The organism is Pseudomonas sp. ADAK7 (genome assembly GCF_012935675.1).
In the GTDB taxonomy this organism is placed as follows: Bacteria; Pseudomonadota; Gammaproteobacteria; order Pseudomonadales; family Pseudomonadaceae; genus Aquipseudomonas.
The window spans coordinates 3,664,861-3,682,047 of sequence record NZ_CP052861.1 but is presented as its reverse complement, the minus strand read 5'-3'; the positions used below and the strand labels follow the sequence as shown (position 1 = coordinate 3,682,047).

The following is a 17,187-nucleotide window of genomic DNA, read 5'->3' as shown; positions in this document are numbered from 1 at the left end:
ATGTCCGTAAGACGCACACGCAAAGACGATGGCAGCCAATGGACAGTTGCGGACAGCCGCAGTGTTTACGGGATCCGCCATTGGGGGGCCGGATATTTCGCGATCAATGACGCCGGTCGCGTCGAAGTTCGTCCGAACGGTCCGACCAGTTCGCCTATCGACCTGTTCGAGCAAGTCGACCAGCTGCGCAAAAGCGGTTTGTCCTTGCCATTGCTGGTGCGTTTCCCGGATATCCTGCAAGACCGCGTGCGTCAGCTGACCGGCGCCTTCGATGCCAACATCGAGCGCCTGGAATACCAGAGCAAATACACCGCGCTGTACCCGATCAAAGTGAACCAGCAAGAAGCGGTGATCGAGAACATCATTGCCACGCAGGACGTGTCCATCGGCCTCGAAGCCGGTTCCAAGCCTGAGCTGCTGGCGGTGCTGGCACTGGCGCCGAAGGGCGGCACCATCGTTTGCAACGGTTACAAGGACCGCGAGTTCATCCGCCTGGCGCTGATGGGCCAGAAGCTCGGCCACAACGTGTTCATCGTGATCGAGAAAGAATCCGAAGTTGAGCTGGTGATCGAAGAAGCGGCCTCGCTGAAGGTCAAGCCTCAGGTTGGCCTGCGCGTGCGCCTGTCGTCCCTGGCCTCGTCCAAGTGGGCGGACACCGGTGGCGAGAAATCCAAGTTTGGTCTGTCGGCGGCGCAACTGCTGTCGGTGGTCGAGCGTTTCCGCGCGGCGGGCCTGGATCAGGGCATTCGCCTGTTGCACTTCCACATGGGCTCGCAGATCGCCAACCTGGCGGACTACCAGCACGGTTTCAAGGAAGCGATCCGCTACTACGGCGAACTGCGCAACCTCGGCCTGCCGGTGGACCACATCGACGTCGGCGGCGGTCTGGGCGTGGACTACGACGGTACGCACTCGCGTAACGCCAGTTCGATCAACTACGACATGGACGATTACGCCGGTGTCGTGGTCGGGATGCTCAAGGAATTCTGCGACGCGCAGAGCCTGCCGCACCCGAACATCTTCTCCGAGAGCGGCCGCTCCCTGACCGCCCACCACGCCATGCTGGTGGTGCAAGTGACCGACGTCGAGAAGCACAACGACGACGTGCCGAAGATCGAGAACAAGGAAGAGCTGCCGGAAACCGTGCAGTGGCTGGTTGACCTGCTGGGTCCGACCGACATCGAGATGGTCACCGAAACCTACTGGCGTGCCACGCACTACATGAGCGACATCGCCGCCCAGTACGCCGATGGCAAGCTGACCCTGGCGGAAAAAGCCCTGGCCGAGCAATGCTACTTCGCCGTATGCCGTCGCCTGCACAACTCGTTGAAGGCGCGTCAGCGTTCGCACCGCCAGGTGCTCGACGAACTCAACGACAAGCTCGCCGACAAGTACATCTGCAACTTCTCGGTGTTCCAGAGCCTGCCGGACACCTGGGCCATCGGCCAGGTATTGCCGATCCTGCCGCTGCACCGTCTCGACGAAGAGCCGATGCGCCGCGCGGTGCTGCAAGACCTGACCTGCGACTCCGACGGCAAGATCAAGCAATACGTCGACGAGCAGAGCATCGAGACCAGCCTGCCTGTGCACGGTTTGAACGAAGGTGAAGACTACCTGCTGGGGATCTTCCTGGTCGGCGCCTATCAGGAAATCCTCGGCGACATGCACAACCTGTTCGGTGACACCGACTCGGTGAACATCTACCAGAACGCCGACGGCAGCGTGTACCACGCCGGGATCGAGACTCACGACACCATCGAAGACATGCTGCGCTACGTGCACTTGTCGCCGGAAGAGTTGATGACCCACTACCGCGACAAATGCGCCAGTGCACGCATCACCGCGGCCGAGCGCACGCAGTTCCTCGACGCACTGCGCCTGGGCCTGACCCGTTCGTCTTACCTGTCCTCTTGAGGTAAGGCACTGCTCCCATCGGGTTGTCTGAAAATGTTCCGTACACCGCGGAAATTTCAGATGGCCTGATGGGACATTTCTCTATTTTCATGCGAAATCACTCATATCAACCGCTACTAAGGCGATCTGGTCTTCTTTTCGCGTAGGTCATTTCCTAAGTTGTACTTCAGCTCTCTACTCGGCCATGTCTCTCAGCGAGAATCCCCGGCCGCCCCTCCTGTAGAGAATCGCCGATGTTCGATCCAGTCAACGAGCCGTCCTTTCGGCTGGATGTAGCGGGCCTGCCCGACGCCTTTGAGGTCCTGGCCTTTACCGGCAGTGAAGCCATCAGCGAGCCGTTTGCGTTCGAGGTGGATTTGCTGATCGATGACCCGACACTCGACCTTGCCAGCCTGCTTTATCGCGGGGCGTTCTTGCAGTTTGAAGCCTCGGGAAACGGTATCCACGGGCAATTGCATGAACTCGTCCAGCGTGAACATGGCGCCTTGTCCCGGCTGTGTCGTGTCCGTCTGCGGCCGAAACTGGCGTGCCTGGCCCAGCGTTTCAGCCGGCGTATCTTCAGCGCGCGTTCGGTGCCGCAGATTCTTCGCCAGGTGCTCAAGGAGCACGGCATTGCCGGCAAGGACTGGCGTCTGGCGTTGAGCGACGATTACCCGCCCCGGGATTTCTGCACGCAATACCGTGAGTCGGACCTGCAATTTTTCCAGCGTTTGTGCGCCGAAGAGCGTCTTCACTACCACTTCGAGCATTCCAGTCGCGGCCACTGTTTGATCATTGGTGACGATCAGGGGCTCGCGCGCCGTGCAGAAACGCTGGTGTTCCCGGGCGAAACCGAGCCGTGCGCAGTGTCTTGGTTCGAGGTGCAAGCCGGAGTGCAGACGACACCGGTCGCCGAAGGTTGTACCGCGCTGACGACGCTGCGCAGTGGACAACTCATGCCAGTGGCCGGGCATCCGGTCAGTGAGTGGAATGCTATGTGGCGGTTGATTGAGGTTGAGCACCGGGGTGGGCAGGAGCCGCTGTTTGCCTATTCCAACACGATACGCGCGGTGCCGTGGCAGGCGCCTTGGGTGGCAGCCCACGGGCCGGCGAAACCCAGGATGCTCAGCCTGCAACGGGCCTGGGTTGTCGATGTTGAAGAAACCCGGCCCGATCCATCTCGTCCCGTGGCTGTGCAGTTCGACTGGCTCTATCAGGGCGAAGGCGCAAAACCGGATCACTGTTGGTTGCCGTTGGCCCCCGAACTGGACAACGCGGCTTCTTCGCAGTGGGGGCGGGGGCCGAGGTGGTGGTCAGTTTCATCGAGGGCGATCCGGATCAACCGTTGATCACCGGGTTGCTTCAGGGCCCGCCTTGCGCCAGCGAGCCTGAAGTGCCGAGCCCGGTGCAGCCTGAACCGGAAGGTTTACTGGCCTTGCTGCGATCGAGCGAACCCTTGCTGCTGCTCTGCCTGCTGCCCGGCGGCGGCAGTTTCAGTCATTGTCGGGAATCGGTCTGCACTTGTCGGGCGGTAACGCTGTTTGGTCAGAGCGGTGCGGCATGATCGGCGCTCAGACGCCCGACCCGACCTCGCAATGGCTATTGCTGGATGAGCCCGGTGTCCCTGGCGCGGCGGCCATGCTGCAGCGGCGATTTACCGATGTGCCCTGGTTCTGGTTGTTCGAAGACACTGAGTTGCATCCGTTGCGCGAGCAAGGACCGGCCTTGATCGAGCTGCAGGATTGCCCGGCGCTGATCGAGCTTTGCTACCGTGAGCCGCACACCTGGCAAGGTTTGCTGCTGGTCAGCGAGGCATCGCCGGCGCCGCTGCTGGCGCATTTGCGGCGCATGCTCACGGTGACGCTCGGCGTCCATCACCGGGCGCTGCTGAGCTATTACAACCCGCACTGTGCCAGTTACTTCTTCGATGCCTGCGATGCCGAGGAACTGAGTCGCTGGCTCGGCCCGATCAGTCAGTTGCGCTGGTTCGGCGGGACTTGGGCCGACCGGGCGATTGGCAGCCAGGGCTGGCAGCAGTTGCTCAATCCAGGACTTGCGGTCAGTCCGCTGGCGGTCGAAGAAAACCTCAGCCCTCGCCAGCGGGAAAAACTGCAAACCTGCTTGCTGGAGCAACACACCTGGCACTGGAGCCGATCCACCGGTACCGACTACAACCGCCTCTGGTCCCATGTGCAGGAAGGCCTGGCGCTGGGCTTCAGCGAACGCCCGGTGCTGGATGGCTGGTTGTGGCTGCGCTTGCAGCACCCCGGCGCGTTGCCGACGCAGCCCTTGCCGGGGCTGAGCCAGCAGGAGCGTCTCGATCACCTGCGCAACCGCTGGCAGGGCGGGCAACCCTGATTACCGATGCGTGCCGGCGAACCAGCCATCGTTCTGGCGCAGGAGCCAGGCAAACACACCAAGCGTCAGGCTGCGCAGCAACATGAACAGTAGAAAGGTTATCCACAGCCCGTGGTTGCCCAGACCTTGCAACGCCCAGGCAAAGGGCAGCAACAGCAGCATGGTCAACAGCATGCCGTTGCGCATTTCCCGGGCGCGGGTGGCGCCGATGAACAACCCGTCCAGCAGGTAACTCCAGACCGCGATCAGCGGCAGGGCGGCGAGGTAGGGCAGGTAGATGAACGCCGTGTCACGTACGCTCTGGATGTTGGTTTGCATCTCGATGAACAAGTGTCCGGCGAATAGAAACAGCGCGGCAAAGCCCAGGCTGGCGATCAACGACCAACCAGCGGCGACCACCAGTGAGCGGCGCAGAGAATCGCGATCCCGGGCGCCGATGGCGTGGCCGCACAGGGCTTCCACGGCGTGGGCCAGACCATCGAGGGCGTGGGCGGTCAATAGCAAACCGTTGAGCAGCAGCGCGTTGGCCGCGACCGTGGCGTCACCGAGCCGCGCGCCTTGTACGGTGATCAGAAAAAACACCGATTGCAGCACCAGGCTGCGGATGAAAATGTCGCGGTTGACCGCCAGCAGCGGGCGCCAGCTCTGCCACAACGCGAGGGCGGCCCAGGCGATGTGCCCGGGATAGGCGCGCAAGGCCTTGCGGGTCATCAACAGGCCGATCAGCGCACCGGTCCATTCGGCAATCACCGACGCTCGGGCGGCACCGACCACGCCCCAGTCCAGCCCGAGGACGAACCACAGGTTCAGCGCGATGTTCACCAGGTTGGTGCCCAGCAGAATTACCAGCGGTGCCCGCGCATTCTGGGTGCCGAGGAACCAGCCCACCAACGCATAACTGGCCAGCGCGGCGGGCAGGCCAAACAAGCGGGTGTGGAAAAATTCGCGAGTCAGTTGATCCAGTTCCGCCGACGGTTGCATGAAGTGCAGCGCCACGCCGCTCAACGGAATCCCCGCCGCTCCCAACACGATGGCCAGGCCCATGGCCAATAACAGGCCCTGCAACAAAATCTGCCGCAACGCCGTGCCATCCCCACGCCCGGCCGCTTGTGCGGCAAAACCGGTGGTGCCCATGCGCAGGAAACCCATGCCCCATGCCAGGAAGGTATACAGGCTGGCGCCCACCGCAACGGCGCCCAGTTGATGGGCGTGGGGCAAGTGACCGATGACGGTGCTGTCGACCAGCGCCACCAGCGGTACGGAAATGTTCGAGAGGATCATGGGCGCGGCGAGGGCCCAGACCTTGCGATGGGTCGGGCGGTCGCGCCAGTCGGCGATCAGGTTGGACATGCAGGCTCCTTGGGGAGCGGGCATTGTAACGACAGTTTGCGATGATCGTTCCCACGCTCTGCGTGGGAATGACTCCCGGGCTGCATGCCCACGCAGAGCGTGGGAACGATCAGGGGTGCTAGTGGATGATCCAGCTAAGCAACCAGAGCCCCAGCAACAACCAGATGATCCCCATGATGATCGACGCATTCATGAACGCCCGGATCGCCGACCATAACAGCATCAGCCCGATGATCAGCGCGATGATGCTGATGATCGATGTGTCCATGCCCAGCGTCCGGGACAGCCCTTCGACAAAGTTGGCGCCCGCGTGGCTGAGGATGTTGAACAGGCCACTGAGGCCGTCGACGATAAAGCGGATGACCGAACCGAGTGCCTGGCCGAGCCATTCAAAGAAACTTTCTACCTGCATGTGGGCGTCCTGATGATTGTGGTGGCAAGGTTGCCGCGCCTGACTTGGGCCGCGGATCGTAGTGCCGAGTTCCCTACTAGCATAGAGGGTTTGGATCGTCCCCACGCAGAGCGTGGGAACGATCAGCGCAGGAAAACGCTGGCACTTGCCTTCACTGCCCATCCCCCCGAAGCTATACGCCTTCAGGAGAGCCCGATGAACCTTGTTGAACTGACCGAACGCCTGCACGCCATCCGCGACCGCAATGACTGGCGGCAATTTCACAGCCCGAAAAACCTGGCCATGGCCGCGAGCGTGGAAATGTCCGAGCTGGTGGAAATCTTCCAGTGGTTGAGCGAAGACCAGTCACGCCAATTGCCGGCCGACAAACTGGCCCACGCCGGGCAGGAAGTCGGCGACATCGTGCTCTATCTCTTATTGCTGTGCAGCGAGTTGGGGTTGGACATGAACGAAGTGGTGCGCAGCAAACTCGCGGACAGCGAACGGCGGTTCAGCTGATGAGCGACCGTCATTTCGATCAATTGGCGACCCGTTTCGCGGAAAAAATCTACGGCGGGGCCAAAGGCGCGATTCGCCTGGCCGTGCTGCAAGCCGACCTGGCCGAAACCCTGCCGGACCGTCCGCTGCGCGTCCTCGACATTGGCGCTGGCCTCGGCCATATGTCGCTGTGGCTGGCCCAGCGCGGGCATGACGTGACCCTCGCCGAACCCGCCGCACCAATGCTCGAAGGCGCGCGCCAACGCTTCGCCGACGCCGGGCAGAGCGCGACCTTCATTCAGGCGCCGTGGCAGGATCTGCTCGGCCAGCTCACCGAACCCTACGACCTCGTGCTGTGTCACGCCGTGCTGGAATGGCTGGCCGAACCCCACGCGATCCTGCCGGTATTGCATCAACTCACGACCAAGGAGGGCTGGTTATCCCTGGCCTTCTATAACCGCGACGCGCTGATCTACCGCAACCTGCTCAAGGGCCACTTCCGCAAAATGCGCAAGAACGACATGGCCGGCGAGAAGCAGAGCCTGACCCCGCAACAGCCGCTTGATCCGCGGGAACTGGCGGCGCAACTTGAAGGTATGTGGCAGGTCGAAACCCAGAGTGGGGTGCGGGTTTTTCACGACTACATGCCGGTGGAATTCCAGGCCCGCGCCGAACTGGTGGACTTGCTCGAAATGGAACTGGCCCACCGTCGTCACCCAAGCTTCGCCGGGCTTGGGCGTTACTTGCACTGGATCTGTCGGCCGATCTGATCGGAGAACAACATGAACGCGCGTTCAGGGTTACTGCTGATGTGTCTGGGGTTGGCCGCCTGCCAGGGCAGCAACCCTTATGTGGCGACGTCCAATCCCTTGCCGCCGGCGCCAGCGCAAGCGGCGAATACTTTCGACCGCAGCGCCTACCCGGCACCGCCCCGGGACTATGGGCGCTACCGCAGTTGGGCCTGGCTCAACGGGCAACTGCCGCCGGGTTCGGCCTGGGCGGATTCGGCGCAAGTGGCCGAAGCGGTCAGCAGCGCCCTCGATCAGCGCGGCTTGCGGCCATTGCACGACAATCGCCCGGCCGACCTCTTTGTCAGCGCCAACCTGCATCTGGAAACCCGCTTGCGTCAGGTTCAGGACGATTACGGTTACTACGGCGGTGGATATGGCGGCTACAACCGCTACGGCAATGGTTATGGCATGTACAACAGCGTGCCGATCGTCCGTACGTATCAGGAACAGGTCGTGGTAGTGCGCGTCGATCTGTTCGACGCCGGCACCGGTCAACCGGTGTGGAGCGCCAGCGCCGAGACCGGCAATCAGGGTAACCAGAGCCAGCGCGTCGATGCGATACGGGAGGCTGTGGAAAAGGCGATGTCGGCGTATCCTCCAAGCTAGCTTCTGTAGATAAGAAGCATTCCCAAGGTTCATGTCTTCAATTGGAGAACCATCATGTTCCGCCGTCTCGCAATACTGACCGTGGCCGCACTGCTCAGTGCCTGCGCCCACCAGGTCAATAATGACTTCGACGCCAGCCGCGACTTCGCCGCTTATCGCAGCTGGAGCTGGAAAGAACCCGCCCTGCAATACCGCCCCGATGATCCTCGGATCAAAAGCGATTTGACCGAACAGCGCATTCGCCAGGCAGTGGCCGATCAACTGGATCAACGCGGTTTGCGCCCGGCCGCCGGGGGCCAGAAGGGTGAGGTGAACGTGCAGGCCTACCTGATCGTCGAAGACCGTCAGCAACAAGTGACCACCAATTACGGCGGCGGTTGGGGCGGCCCATGGAACGGCTATTGGGGCGGCCCGATGTACAACGAAACGCGCAACGTCAGCTACAAAGTGGCGACCATCCAGATCGACCTGCTCGACGGCAAGGACGGCAAACTGGTGTGGCGCGGCAGCGACGAGCAAATACTCAGCAGCACCCCCAACCCGGCGGATCGCAGCAATGCGGTGCGCGAAACAGTGGGCCGGATCCTGGCCAACTACCCACCCAGATAAACCCCCTGACCCTGTAGGAGCGAAGCTTGCTCGCGAAGGCGTCGGCACATCCAAAACGGATGTGCCTGACACACCGCTTTCGCGAGCAAGTTTCGCTCCTACAGGTTTTGTGTGGCCAGCAACCTCGCCAACCCTTGTCTACACTGCATTTCACCAATGGAGGCAGCACAAGGTGTGCGCCGGCGAAGGAGTGCGCGATGTCGCAGTTTCGCGGCCCGGTCCGGCAACGGGGGGCTATCGGTTTGATCGCGGCGCTGACCCTGGGCATGGCCCTGGTGTTCCTGCTGCTGGTGGTCGATAGCGGTCGGCTGTACCTGGAAAAACGCAACCTGCAACGGGTGGCAGACATGGCGGCCCTGGAGGCGGCCAGCCGGGGTGGCGATTGCGCCGCCGCTGCCACGGCCACCACCTATGCCACCGCCAGTGCGACGCGCAACGGTTTCATCCTTCCCGACCCCACTCGCACCCTGGCCGTCACTTGCGGCGCCTTGACTCTGGACGCCAACAACCTGCGGGTCTTCGGCGCCGATCCGAGTAAAAGCGAAGCCATTCGAGTGATCGCCAGCCATGCGGTCCCGCGCAGCATTGCCGGTGGCATCGGCGCGCTGTTCGGCGGCGCGCCCGCCGGATCGACCCTTAACCTGAGCGCCACCGCCGTCGCTGCGTTACCGCCGCCAGTGGCATCGCTGACCATTCGCAGTACCTTGCTGAGCGTTGATACCAGCAAGTCCGCCATGCTCAACGCACTGTTCGGTGGCTTGCTCGGTGGCAACCTCAATATCAGCGTCGCGGGCTGGAACGGCTTGATCAATACCAACATCAACCTGCTCGGTTACCTGGACCGCTTGAAGATAGACCTTGGCCTGACCGCCGCTGGTTATGACCAGGCGTTGGGCGCCACTGTCGATGTCAGCCAATTGATCCAGACCGCCATCAATGTGCTGGACCCCGGCGGCACGCTGGGGGCGACCGTGACCATCGCCAGTTTGCAAGCACTGAAGGTTGCGGCGGGTACCACCAAGGTGATGCTGGGCAATCTGCTGCATGTCGAGGCGGGGAGCAACATCACGGCGCTGGCGACCAACCTCAAGGTGTTCGATCTGGTGGAGTCATTGGTGCAACTGGCCAACAAGAAAAACGGCCTGGTGGCGACCCAACAAATCAACCTCGCGGGGCTGGCGCAAATCACGGCCCGGGTGCAGGTGCTGGAACCGCCGCAGTTGTCGGCCATCGGCAACCCGAAAAATGCGGCGCTCGCGCCGTTGGGCCCCAATCGGATTTATGTGAAAACCGCCCAGGTGCGCACACTGCTGTCGATCAATTTACCGGTGCTGGACGCCATTACCCCGCTGGTCAATGCAGTGGCCGATCTGGCCGGGCCGTTGACCAATACGCTCAACGCCTTGCTCAACCTTAATCTGGTCGGCGTGCTCGATTCGCTCACCTGCCTGTTGGGTGTGCCCTGCCAGACGCCCGACATCATCGTGCTGCAGGCGCCGATCCGCCTCGATGTGGCGCTGGACGTCGCCAGCGCCAACAGCTACGTCACCGCCTACAGCTGCGTCAGTCCTACCAGCAAAACCCTGACCACCAACACCAGCACGTCATTGGTGAACCTGAAAATCGGCACGATCGATCCGGCCACGGCATTCGGCAGCAATATCACGCCGCCAACGGTGGTCGCGCAGCCGTTGAAGGTGATCGATATCGGCGTGAAAACCTGCCAGCGCTTCCTGCTGATACTGCCGTTCAACTGCACCCAGCGTACGCCGGGCGTCGGCGGTGGGCTCAGTATCTCGGCCAATACCACCGTGGGCGCGAACGCCAACATGCCCCACGTCTATGCTGCGCCGGCCGCCGCCAACCTGCCGGAAATCAACCAGCCACCGTTCTATTATTCCTTCGCCACCACCAACGTGGTCAGCAGCCTGAACGACACCCTGAACAACATCCAGCTCAACATGTATGGCCCGTCGGGCAGTCTGGTCAGTGTGCTGGGGACGATCCTCAGTTCGGTCAAAACCTTGCTGGTCAACGCGATCAATAGCGTCCTCAGCCCCTTGCTCGATACGCTGATCAACACCTTGCTGGTGAGCCTGGGCATTGACCTGAACAAAGTCGATGTCGGCGCCAACCTCAGCTGTCATTCAGGACGTGCCACGCTGGTGATCTGATCGTCCGGGGCAATCGGCAACTCGATACAAAACCGCGCGCCCTCGGCCGAGTTGCGCACGCTCAAGCGGCCGCCCATGTTCTCGACGATGCCGTAACTCACCGACAACCCCAGCCCGGTGCCGACGCCCACCGGTTTGGTGGTGAAGAACGGTTCGAAAATCCGCTCCAGCAAGCGCGGATCGATGCCGCCGCCGTTGTCCTCGACCCACAGCCTCACCGACTGAGCATCGCGTTCGGCGTACACCGAGATCCACGGTTTGAATTCCCGGTCAGCCTCGCGCTTGCTGAGCAGCGCGTCCCGGGCGTTGACAATCAGGTTGATCAGCACCTGTTCCAGTTGATCGACATAACCGCGCACCTGCACGGTAAAACCGAGCTCGCTGACCCGCAGTTCCACGCCCTTGCCGCGCATGCCTTCGGCCAGCAGCGCCAGCGTGCCTTCGATGGCCTCGGCCGGGTTGAACGGATGCTGCTCGTTCTCGGAGCGGCGGCCGAACACGCGCATATGGTCAACGACCCGTGCCGCCCGTTGCACCTGCGCATCGATTCGCTTGAGTTTGTCGGTCAGGTAATCGATCTGCACATCGCCGTTGCCCAGGCGCTTGAGCACGTTGACGATGGCCATGCGCATCACGTTCAGCGGCTGATTGATTTCATGGGCCAGCCCCGTGGCCATTTCGCCGAGGGTGGCCATTTTTGCGCTTTGGGTCAGTTGCTGCTGGGAGCGGCGCACTTCCGTGTTGTCACGGCCCACGGCCTGGACTTCGAGCAAACGGCCCTGTTCATCGAACACTCCTCGATCCGACCAGACCCACCAGGCGTGTTCCCGTCCCGGCAATTGCAGGTTGATTTCCGCAGTGCTGACCGGGAGTTCCGGGCTCAGTTGCCCGATCCGCTGAAGGAAGGCTTCCCGTTGTTCCGGCGACATCCAACTGCCCAGATTCACCCCGGGCAGTTGTTCGGGCTGGCATTCCAGATACGTCGCCAGCGGCCGGTTGCCAAAGCTCAGGGTCAGGTCCGGGCGATAACGGCAGATCATCGCCGGGGAATCTTCCACCAGTATTCGATAGCGTTCTTCGCTCTGTTTCACCGCCTCGGCCGCCAGGGTTGCTTCGGTGACGTCCAGCCACAAACCGACGGCTTCCACCGGCAGGCCGAGGTCATCGCGCAGTAGCTTGGCTTCGTCGAGCAGCCAGTGATAATCGCCGCGACTGTCGCGCAGTCGATAGCGGGCGCGCACCGAGCCCTGACGTAACAACTGTCGGGTGCGTTCGAAGTAGCGCTCGCGGTCTTCGGGGTGAACCCGTTCCACCAGTGAGCCGTTGCTGATATCGGCCAGGTTCCAGCCCAGCAGCGGCAGCAGGCTGTCGCTGAAAAACGTCGGTTGCAGCGCCCCTTCGACGTAGCGTTGCACGTAGATCACCGCCGGTGAACTGGCGATCAGATTGTCCAGCCGCGCATGGGCCGCGGCGGCGTGTTGCTCCTGGTTCTTGATGTCGCTGATGTCGAGCATGAACCCCACCAGACGACGGTTTTGGCCGATGCCCAGGGCCTGGCCTTGCAGGCGATACCACGCGGCGCTGTGTGGCGCGTCGGGGTGATGCAGGCGCACGCACGAGACGAATGTCGTGCCTTCGTCGCGCAAGGTTTGCAGGTGGCTGCGCAGTTCTTCGCGGTCGGCAGGGTGGACCTGATCCAGCCAGTCGTGCAGCGGCAGTCGGCTGCTCGCCAAGTGCAAGGTATTGGCCAGCGACGGCGCCAGTTGCACCTCGGCCTGCGCGCTGAAAAGTTCCCACCAACCGGTACCGAGCAAGGCTTGCAACGACTCCAGCCGCTCCAGTTGCAAGTGATGCCAGTGTTCGCGCAAACGCTCCAGCAACGGGCCGGCGAGGGCGGCGCACAGTTGCAACCAATCGCGCTCGCTCAAGTCCGGCGCGTGTTGTTGCACCGGGTAGAAACCGCAGAGCAGCCAGGCGACCACACCCTGGGCATCGTGATAGGGCACGGCCAGGCCCTCGGCATTGCCGAACGTACTTTGCAGGCGTGGATGCTCAGTGAGGGTCATGCGCTGGGGCGCGGAGCCGCTCAAGCTGTCGAGGCCGGCGCCAAGGTGTTGCCCGGTCTGCCACAGCGCCGGGGCATCGAAGGCGGCAAATTGCTGGTGAACCTGCCAGCCTTCTTCGTGCTCGTCGAGCAAGGCCACGGCGAGGCACGGGATGTGGAAGCGTTGCGCCAGGCCTTGCAGTTGTTCTGTCAACACCTCGGGCAGGCGCGTCAGGCTGCACAAACGCAGTTGTTCGCTGATCTGCGTCGCCAGGAACTGGCAGTGTTCGCGGCTGCGCGCTTGCCGGCGCTCGAGTAACAAATCGCCGATGTCCATGAGCTGTAACAGCCAGGTGTCGGCCAACGGCTGGACCCAGCCGCGCAAGTGCAGGGGCTGGCCGCTGAGGCTGAAAAAATCCAGGTCCAGGCTCTGTCCCTGCCAGTCCTCAGGCTTGCCTTCGGCCACCAGGATGCTCTGCGGCATGAGGTAGTCAAGCAAGTGTGAGGTTTGCCCGGTGGGCATTTGCTGGGCCAACAGATGGCGCAGCGGACCGGTCAAGTGCAGCACCTGGCCCTCGGCATCCAGATGCACCTGCAAACCGATGCCGGGCATGCTCAGGGGCTCGGACGCGGGTGAGGAGGCCGGCGATTGGCGATTGAGCAGGCGCCCGAACAGCGTGTCTCCGGAACTCAAAATTGCAGGCTCGAACTGGCCGTCAGATTGGCCGGCAGATTGGGCACCGCGCCGATGCCCGGCAACACCAGGAACGGGATCACCTGATTCAACTTGGCGACTGGATAGGTGATGGTGACCTTGAGTACTCCGCCGCTGTAAGTAGCCGCGGTGTCGGTGGCCACATTGAAATTCAGGGCAGCGGGAATCCACGTCAGTTGCCGGGCCAGTTCGGTGGTCGCCAGGGCGGTGACGGCAGTGTTGTAGTTGGCGGTGCCTGGGTCCAGCGCTACGCTGCGGCGCACCGCCTCGGCGGTCGCCTGGTTGAATGACTGCATCAGCAACAGCGGCAGGCTGTAACTCACCAGCCCATAAAACACGGCAAAAAAGATCACGAACACCAAGGCGAACTCAATCGCGGCGGCGCCTTTTTGCTTGCGGGGGAGGCCTGCTTTCATGACTGCGTCTACCCTGACAATCACTGCGTAATATCAGCATAGAATCATTCAGCCAAAACGGACGGTTTTTACCGGATGCAGAGCCTTGTCTTGATTATCTGGCTGGCGCTGTGCGCCGTGCAGGATGCTCGCCAGCGCCACATTGCCAACGCCTTGACGTTGGGCGCCGGCGGGTTGGCCCTGGCGTATTTGTTATGGACCGGCAACACGTGGCTGGGCGCGGGGGCAGAGCAGGGCGGCTGGGCGGTGTTGCTGGCGTTGGCCTTCACCTTGCCGGGCTACGTGATGAAGCGCATGGGCGCCGGCGATGTGAAATTAATGACAGCTTTGGGCTTGGCGACAGACGGTATGCATCTGCTCGGTGCGTTTATCGGTGCCGGGCTGGCCAGTGCGTTGTGGTTATTGATTGCGCCAAAAGTCTGGCTGCATATGAGTCAAGGACTTAGGCAGCGTCTTCGGTATTTTCGCCACGAAGTGTCAAGGAAGCAGCCTTACGCACCGTTCGTGCTGATAGGCATGGTGTGTACGCTCCTTTGGATCCATTAGTCGCAACAGGCCACTAGTGCTATGTACATAGTCGGAAAGTGCGACTACTTTCAAATTAGAGTAGTTATACAACAAGCGGCTATTAGTACAGGAATGGTCAGCTTTCGGCCTGGGCATGGAGTAGCACGTGAACAAGCTTACGTCCGCAGTAAAAGTCCTTGTGGTCGACGATCAGCCTCTGGTCGTCGAAGAACTGTGTGAGTTCCTGGAGAGCAGCGGTTATCGCTGTGTGCCGTGCGAGTCCAGCACCCAGGCGCTCGAGCGCTTCACCCAAGACCCGGACATCGGTCTGGTGCTGTGCGATTTGCACATGCCGGACATGGACGGCATCCAACTGGTGCAGGAGCTGAAACGCCTGTGCGGCCGGCACCGGGCGTTCGAGGCGATCATGCTCACCGGGCGCGCCGACAAGCAGGATGTGATCAAGGCCTTGCGCGCCGGGATCGCCGATTACTATCAGAAGCCGATTGATCTGGATGAATTGCTGGAAGGTTTGCAGCGCCAGGAAGTGGCGTTGCAGGAGCGGCAGAAAGATGTGCAGCTCGGGCATTTGAATCAGAAGTTACAGTACTTGTCCGAGTCGATTGACGACCTTTACCAGGATCTGGACCGGGTGCGCCGCGCACCGCGTTCGTCGGCGTTGCTGGGTACTGACAACCGCGAGCCGAGTGAGGCGGAGCGGCAAGAGATCCCGGCGATTTTCAATCAGCTGTCGCCCCGCCAGCTCGATGTGGCGCGGTTGGTGGGCAAGGGCCAGACCAACTATCAAATTGCCTGTGAGCTGGGGATTACCGAGAACACGGTGAAGTTGTACGTGTCCCAGGTGCTGCGCCTGACCCACATGCATAACCGCACGCAATTGGCGTTGGCCCTGTCGCCGAGCAATTCCGGGTTGCGCCAGCGTGTGACCGCGCACTGATAGAGGCCGAGCGCGCAGAGGCAGTGAGGGAGCAAGCCCCCTCACTGCCGCGCCTGGCGGTTACCCAGGCTTGTGGTTGTCCAGCACGCGATTGACCGCTAACTCACCCATCAAGATCACCCGATGCAGCACCAGCATCGTATGGCGTCGCTCGCCGTCCGTTAAGTCGACGAGATCGTTGACCATCTTGCGGGCTGATCCCAACGCCTCGCTGGCGTCGACCAGCAACGTTTCGTCATCCACCGCTGCGTCGATGGTGTAGAAGTTGTTGGGCTTTCGGGGCGGTATCTGCGTTTTCGTCGCCCCGGGGTTGAGGTAGAAGTTGAGCGCGCGGTCGGCCGCCAATTTCATTTTCTTGGGATCAAGATCGAAAGAGGCGTCGTAGGGTACTGGACCGGTGTTCGGGGGGTTAGGCGTAACTTTGAACATTGTTAGAACTCCGTCGCAAATCTCAAGGAGCCATCACCCTCGCTACCAAACGAATGGGTGGCGGCCATGCATGGGTTGGTAGACCGGTCGCGACAGAAAACCCGGCGCTCACGAATGAGCCCCACGCATGACCACCATATAAAGCGAGTCCCAACAACAGGGCTGCATAAGGTGTTGCCATACGACTGTCACGACGGGCTACCAAACCCGATCACTGTTTTGCAGTGACCCGGAAACGATATAGCCCACCCCACAGCCGCACAAGCCGGCGGATTCTGGCTTACGCGTAGGCAACGACGCAAGGCGTTGTAGCCGTTTATGACGTAACACTGGGTGTCTATAAACGCTCACGAAAAAACTGTTTAACCGTGGCAAAAACCGAACAACATCGAGCCCGGTGTCTTTGCCACCACACTCTTGAAGCGATAGCAGGAACTCACTATTCCCCCGACCCACTGTCGACTTTCCCGCCCTCATCCTGATCAAAGAACTTCGGTATCTCATGCAGGTAGCTTTTCAACCAGCGCTGCATGCTCAGTTCGCGCTCGGTCGCGGTTGCGGTTTGCAACTTAAGCGAGGCCACCGTGTTGCGGCTTTGCAGCTGCAACCAGCCTTCGGTTTCCTGTTGTTGCGGCGACGCGGGGCCGGCGTCGATGGCGAATGCGCCCAGTGGCAGGGTCAGCAGGGCGAGGCCGCACAGGGTGGTTTTTTTCATCAAGGACCTCGTCTATTGAAGGGGCGATGCAGTGACGGCGGCGACCTGCGCCGCCACAGTTGGCGCAACCTTGCCCGGCGCCTTGAGTCTTTCTGCGCGAGCCTGGGCCTCAGTCACTTGCGCCGGGCTCAGGCCGACACGGCTGACCAGTTCGGCGGCGCGGCTCCAGTCGTCCTGGTAGATCAACAGTGTCACCAGGTTCACCGCCGCCAATTGGTCGCTCTGTTTCAATTCCATCGCGGTGAGAAATTCGAACTTGGCGTCTTCGACCCGCAGTTGATTGAGGTAGACCACGCCCAGGTCGTTGCGGATTTTTTCGTCGGTGGGCGCCAGGCGTGCGGCCCGTTGCAAGTGGGCCTGGGCTTGACCGTTATCGCCATTGGCCGCGGCGAGTTGGCCCAGGCCATGTTCGGCTTCGGCGGCCATGCAACTGCCGAGCAGGCTGCGGTACAACGGCTCGGCTTCGTTGCGGCCCAGCAGCCGATAGACCTTGGCCTTGCGCAAGCGCACGTCGGCCAGGTTGTCGGGCAGGTTTTGCAGGTTGGCCAGGCTGGCGTGCAGTTTGCCGTCCTTGGCCATGTCGTCGGCCAGGTTCAACGACAGCTGTTGCTCGGAGCTGGGCTTGCTGCAACTGGCGCTGTTGGTCAAGGCGCTCCACGGGTCCTGCCCGTTGCTCGCGCAGCCACCGAGCAACAGCAGACTCAAACCGGCCATCATCGCTTTCATCACATTC

16 protein-coding genes and 1 pseudogene are annotated in these 17,187 nt (G+C 61.7%); 10 read left to right on the top strand and 7 right to left on the bottom strand.

Annotated elements, in window-relative coordinates; genetic code table 11:
- The 3 genes and pseudogenes from speA (at position 1) to HKK53_RS17085 (ending at position 4,251) form a co-directional block, all read left to right on the top strand.
- Positions 1–1,914 carry an arginine decarboxylase gene (speA, locus tag HKK53_RS17095; RefSeq protein ID WP_149660678.1) on the top strand — a complete coding sequence of 638 codons (1,914 nt, stop codon included), beginning with the start codon at positions 1–3 and terminating at the stop codon, positions 1,912–1,914.
- 233 nt (positions 1,915–2,147) lie between these two features.
- Positions 2,148–3,457 (top strand): annotated as a pseudogene (locus HKK53_RS17090) (contractile injection system protein, VgrG/Pvc8 family).
- Positions 3,454–4,251: a DUF4123 domain-containing protein gene (locus HKK53_RS17085; RefSeq protein ID WP_169371801.1), complete on the top strand. Its 798-nt coding sequence runs from the start codon at positions 3,454–3,456 to the stop codon at positions 4,249–4,251. The pseudogene HKK53_RS17090 and the gene HKK53_RS17085 overlap by 4 nt, the downstream one beginning before the upstream one ends.
- Here the strand turns inward: HKK53_RS17085 and HKK53_RS17080 are convergent, their stop codons facing one another.
- Both HKK53_RS17080 and HKK53_RS17075 read right to left on the bottom strand, forming a co-directional pair.
- Positions 4,252–5,601, bottom strand: a complete 1,350-nt coding sequence (locus tag HKK53_RS17080) for an MATE family efflux transporter (RefSeq protein WP_169371800.1) — start codon at positions 5,599–5,601, stop codon at positions 4,252–4,254.
- A gap of 118 nt (positions 5,602–5,719) precedes the next feature.
- Positions 5,720–6,013 (bottom strand): hypothetical protein, encoded by a 294-nt coding sequence (locus HKK53_RS17075; protein ID WP_169371799.1) that lies wholly within the window; start codon positions 6,011–6,013, stop codon positions 5,720–5,722.
- Positions 6,014–6,208: 195 nt separating this feature from the next.
- On the opposite strand from HKK53_RS17075, the gene HKK53_RS17070 reads away from it, so the two are divergent.
- The 5 genes from HKK53_RS17070 to HKK53_RS17050 all read left to right on the top strand — a co-directional run bounded on the left by HKK53_RS17070 (position 6,209) and on the right by HKK53_RS17050 (position 10,670).
- Positions 6,209–6,511, top strand: a complete 303-nt coding sequence (locus HKK53_RS17070) for a MazG-like family protein (RefSeq protein WP_017336358.1) — start codon at positions 6,209–6,211, stop codon at positions 6,509–6,511.
- Positions 6,511–7,260 carry a methyltransferase gene (locus HKK53_RS17065; protein ID WP_169371798.1) on the top strand — a complete coding sequence of 250 codons (750 nt, stop codon included), beginning with the start codon at positions 6,511–6,513 and terminating at the stop codon, positions 7,258–7,260. Before HKK53_RS17070 ends, HKK53_RS17065 begins: the two co-directional genes overlap by 1 nt.
- Positions 7,261–7,272: 12 nt before the next feature.
- Entirely contained in the window at positions 7,273–7,887 is a 615-nt protein-coding gene (locus HKK53_RS17060) for a DUF4136 domain-containing protein (RefSeq protein WP_169371797.1), read from the top strand.
- Positions 7,888–7,941: 54 nt separating this feature from the next.
- Positions 7,942–8,496 (top strand): DUF4136 domain-containing protein, encoded by a 555-nt coding sequence (locus tag HKK53_RS17055; RefSeq protein ID WP_169371796.1) that lies wholly within the window; start codon positions 7,942–7,944, stop codon positions 8,494–8,496.
- Positions 8,497–8,693: 197 nt separating this feature from the next.
- Positions 8,694–10,670 (top strand): pilus assembly protein TadG-related protein, encoded by a 1,977-nt coding sequence (locus HKK53_RS17050; RefSeq protein WP_169371795.1) that lies wholly within the window; start codon positions 8,694–8,696, stop codon positions 10,668–10,670.
- Here the strand turns inward: HKK53_RS17050 and HKK53_RS17045 are convergent.
- Positions 10,640–13,408, bottom strand: a complete 2,769-nt coding sequence (locus tag HKK53_RS17045) for a PAS domain-containing sensor histidine kinase (RefSeq protein ID WP_169371794.1) — start codon at positions 13,406–13,408, stop codon at positions 10,640–10,642. The two genes, HKK53_RS17050 and HKK53_RS17045, sit on opposite strands and share 31 nt — an antisense overlap.
- The gene (locus HKK53_RS17040; protein WP_169371793.1) at positions 13,405–13,845 is read right to left on the bottom strand and encodes a TadE/TadG family type IV pilus assembly protein; all 441 of its coding nucleotides are present in this window, start codon (positions 13,843–13,845) and stop codon (positions 13,405–13,407) included. Before HKK53_RS17040 ends, HKK53_RS17045 begins: the two co-directional genes overlap by 4 nt.
- Before the next feature lie 75 nt (positions 13,846–13,920).
- Here HKK53_RS17040 and HKK53_RS17035 point away from each other — a divergent pair, with 75 nt between their 5' ends.
- Both HKK53_RS17035 and HKK53_RS17030 read left to right on the top strand, forming a co-directional pair.
- Complete coding sequence (locus tag HKK53_RS17035; RefSeq protein ID WP_169371792.1) at positions 13,921–14,391, top strand: A24 family peptidase; 471 nt, start codon at positions 13,921–13,923, stop codon at positions 14,389–14,391.
- 127 nt (positions 14,392–14,518) lie between these two features.
- Positions 14,519–15,310, top strand: a complete 792-nt coding sequence (locus HKK53_RS17030) for a response regulator transcription factor (protein WP_169371791.1) — start codon at positions 14,519–14,521, stop codon at positions 15,308–15,310.
- 60 nt (positions 15,311–15,370) lie between these two features.
- Here the strand turns inward: HKK53_RS17030 and HKK53_RS17025 are convergent, their stop codons facing one another.
- From HKK53_RS17025 to HKK53_RS17015, 3 genes are all read right to left on the bottom strand, one after another.
- Entirely contained in the window at positions 15,371–15,739 is a 369-nt protein-coding gene (locus tag HKK53_RS17025) for a DUF6124 family protein (RefSeq protein ID WP_169371790.1), read from the bottom strand.
- Between the two features lie 439 nt (positions 15,740–16,178).
- Positions 16,179–16,454, bottom strand: a complete 276-nt coding sequence (locus tag HKK53_RS17020; RefSeq protein ID WP_169371789.1) for a DUF3613 domain-containing protein — start codon at positions 16,452–16,454, stop codon at positions 16,179–16,181.
- 12 nt (positions 16,455–16,466) lie between these two features.
- Entirely contained in the window at positions 16,467–17,180 is a 714-nt protein-coding gene (locus tag HKK53_RS17015; protein WP_169371788.1) for a tetratricopeptide repeat protein, read from the bottom strand.
- Positions 17,181–17,187: the final 7 nt, after the last annotated feature.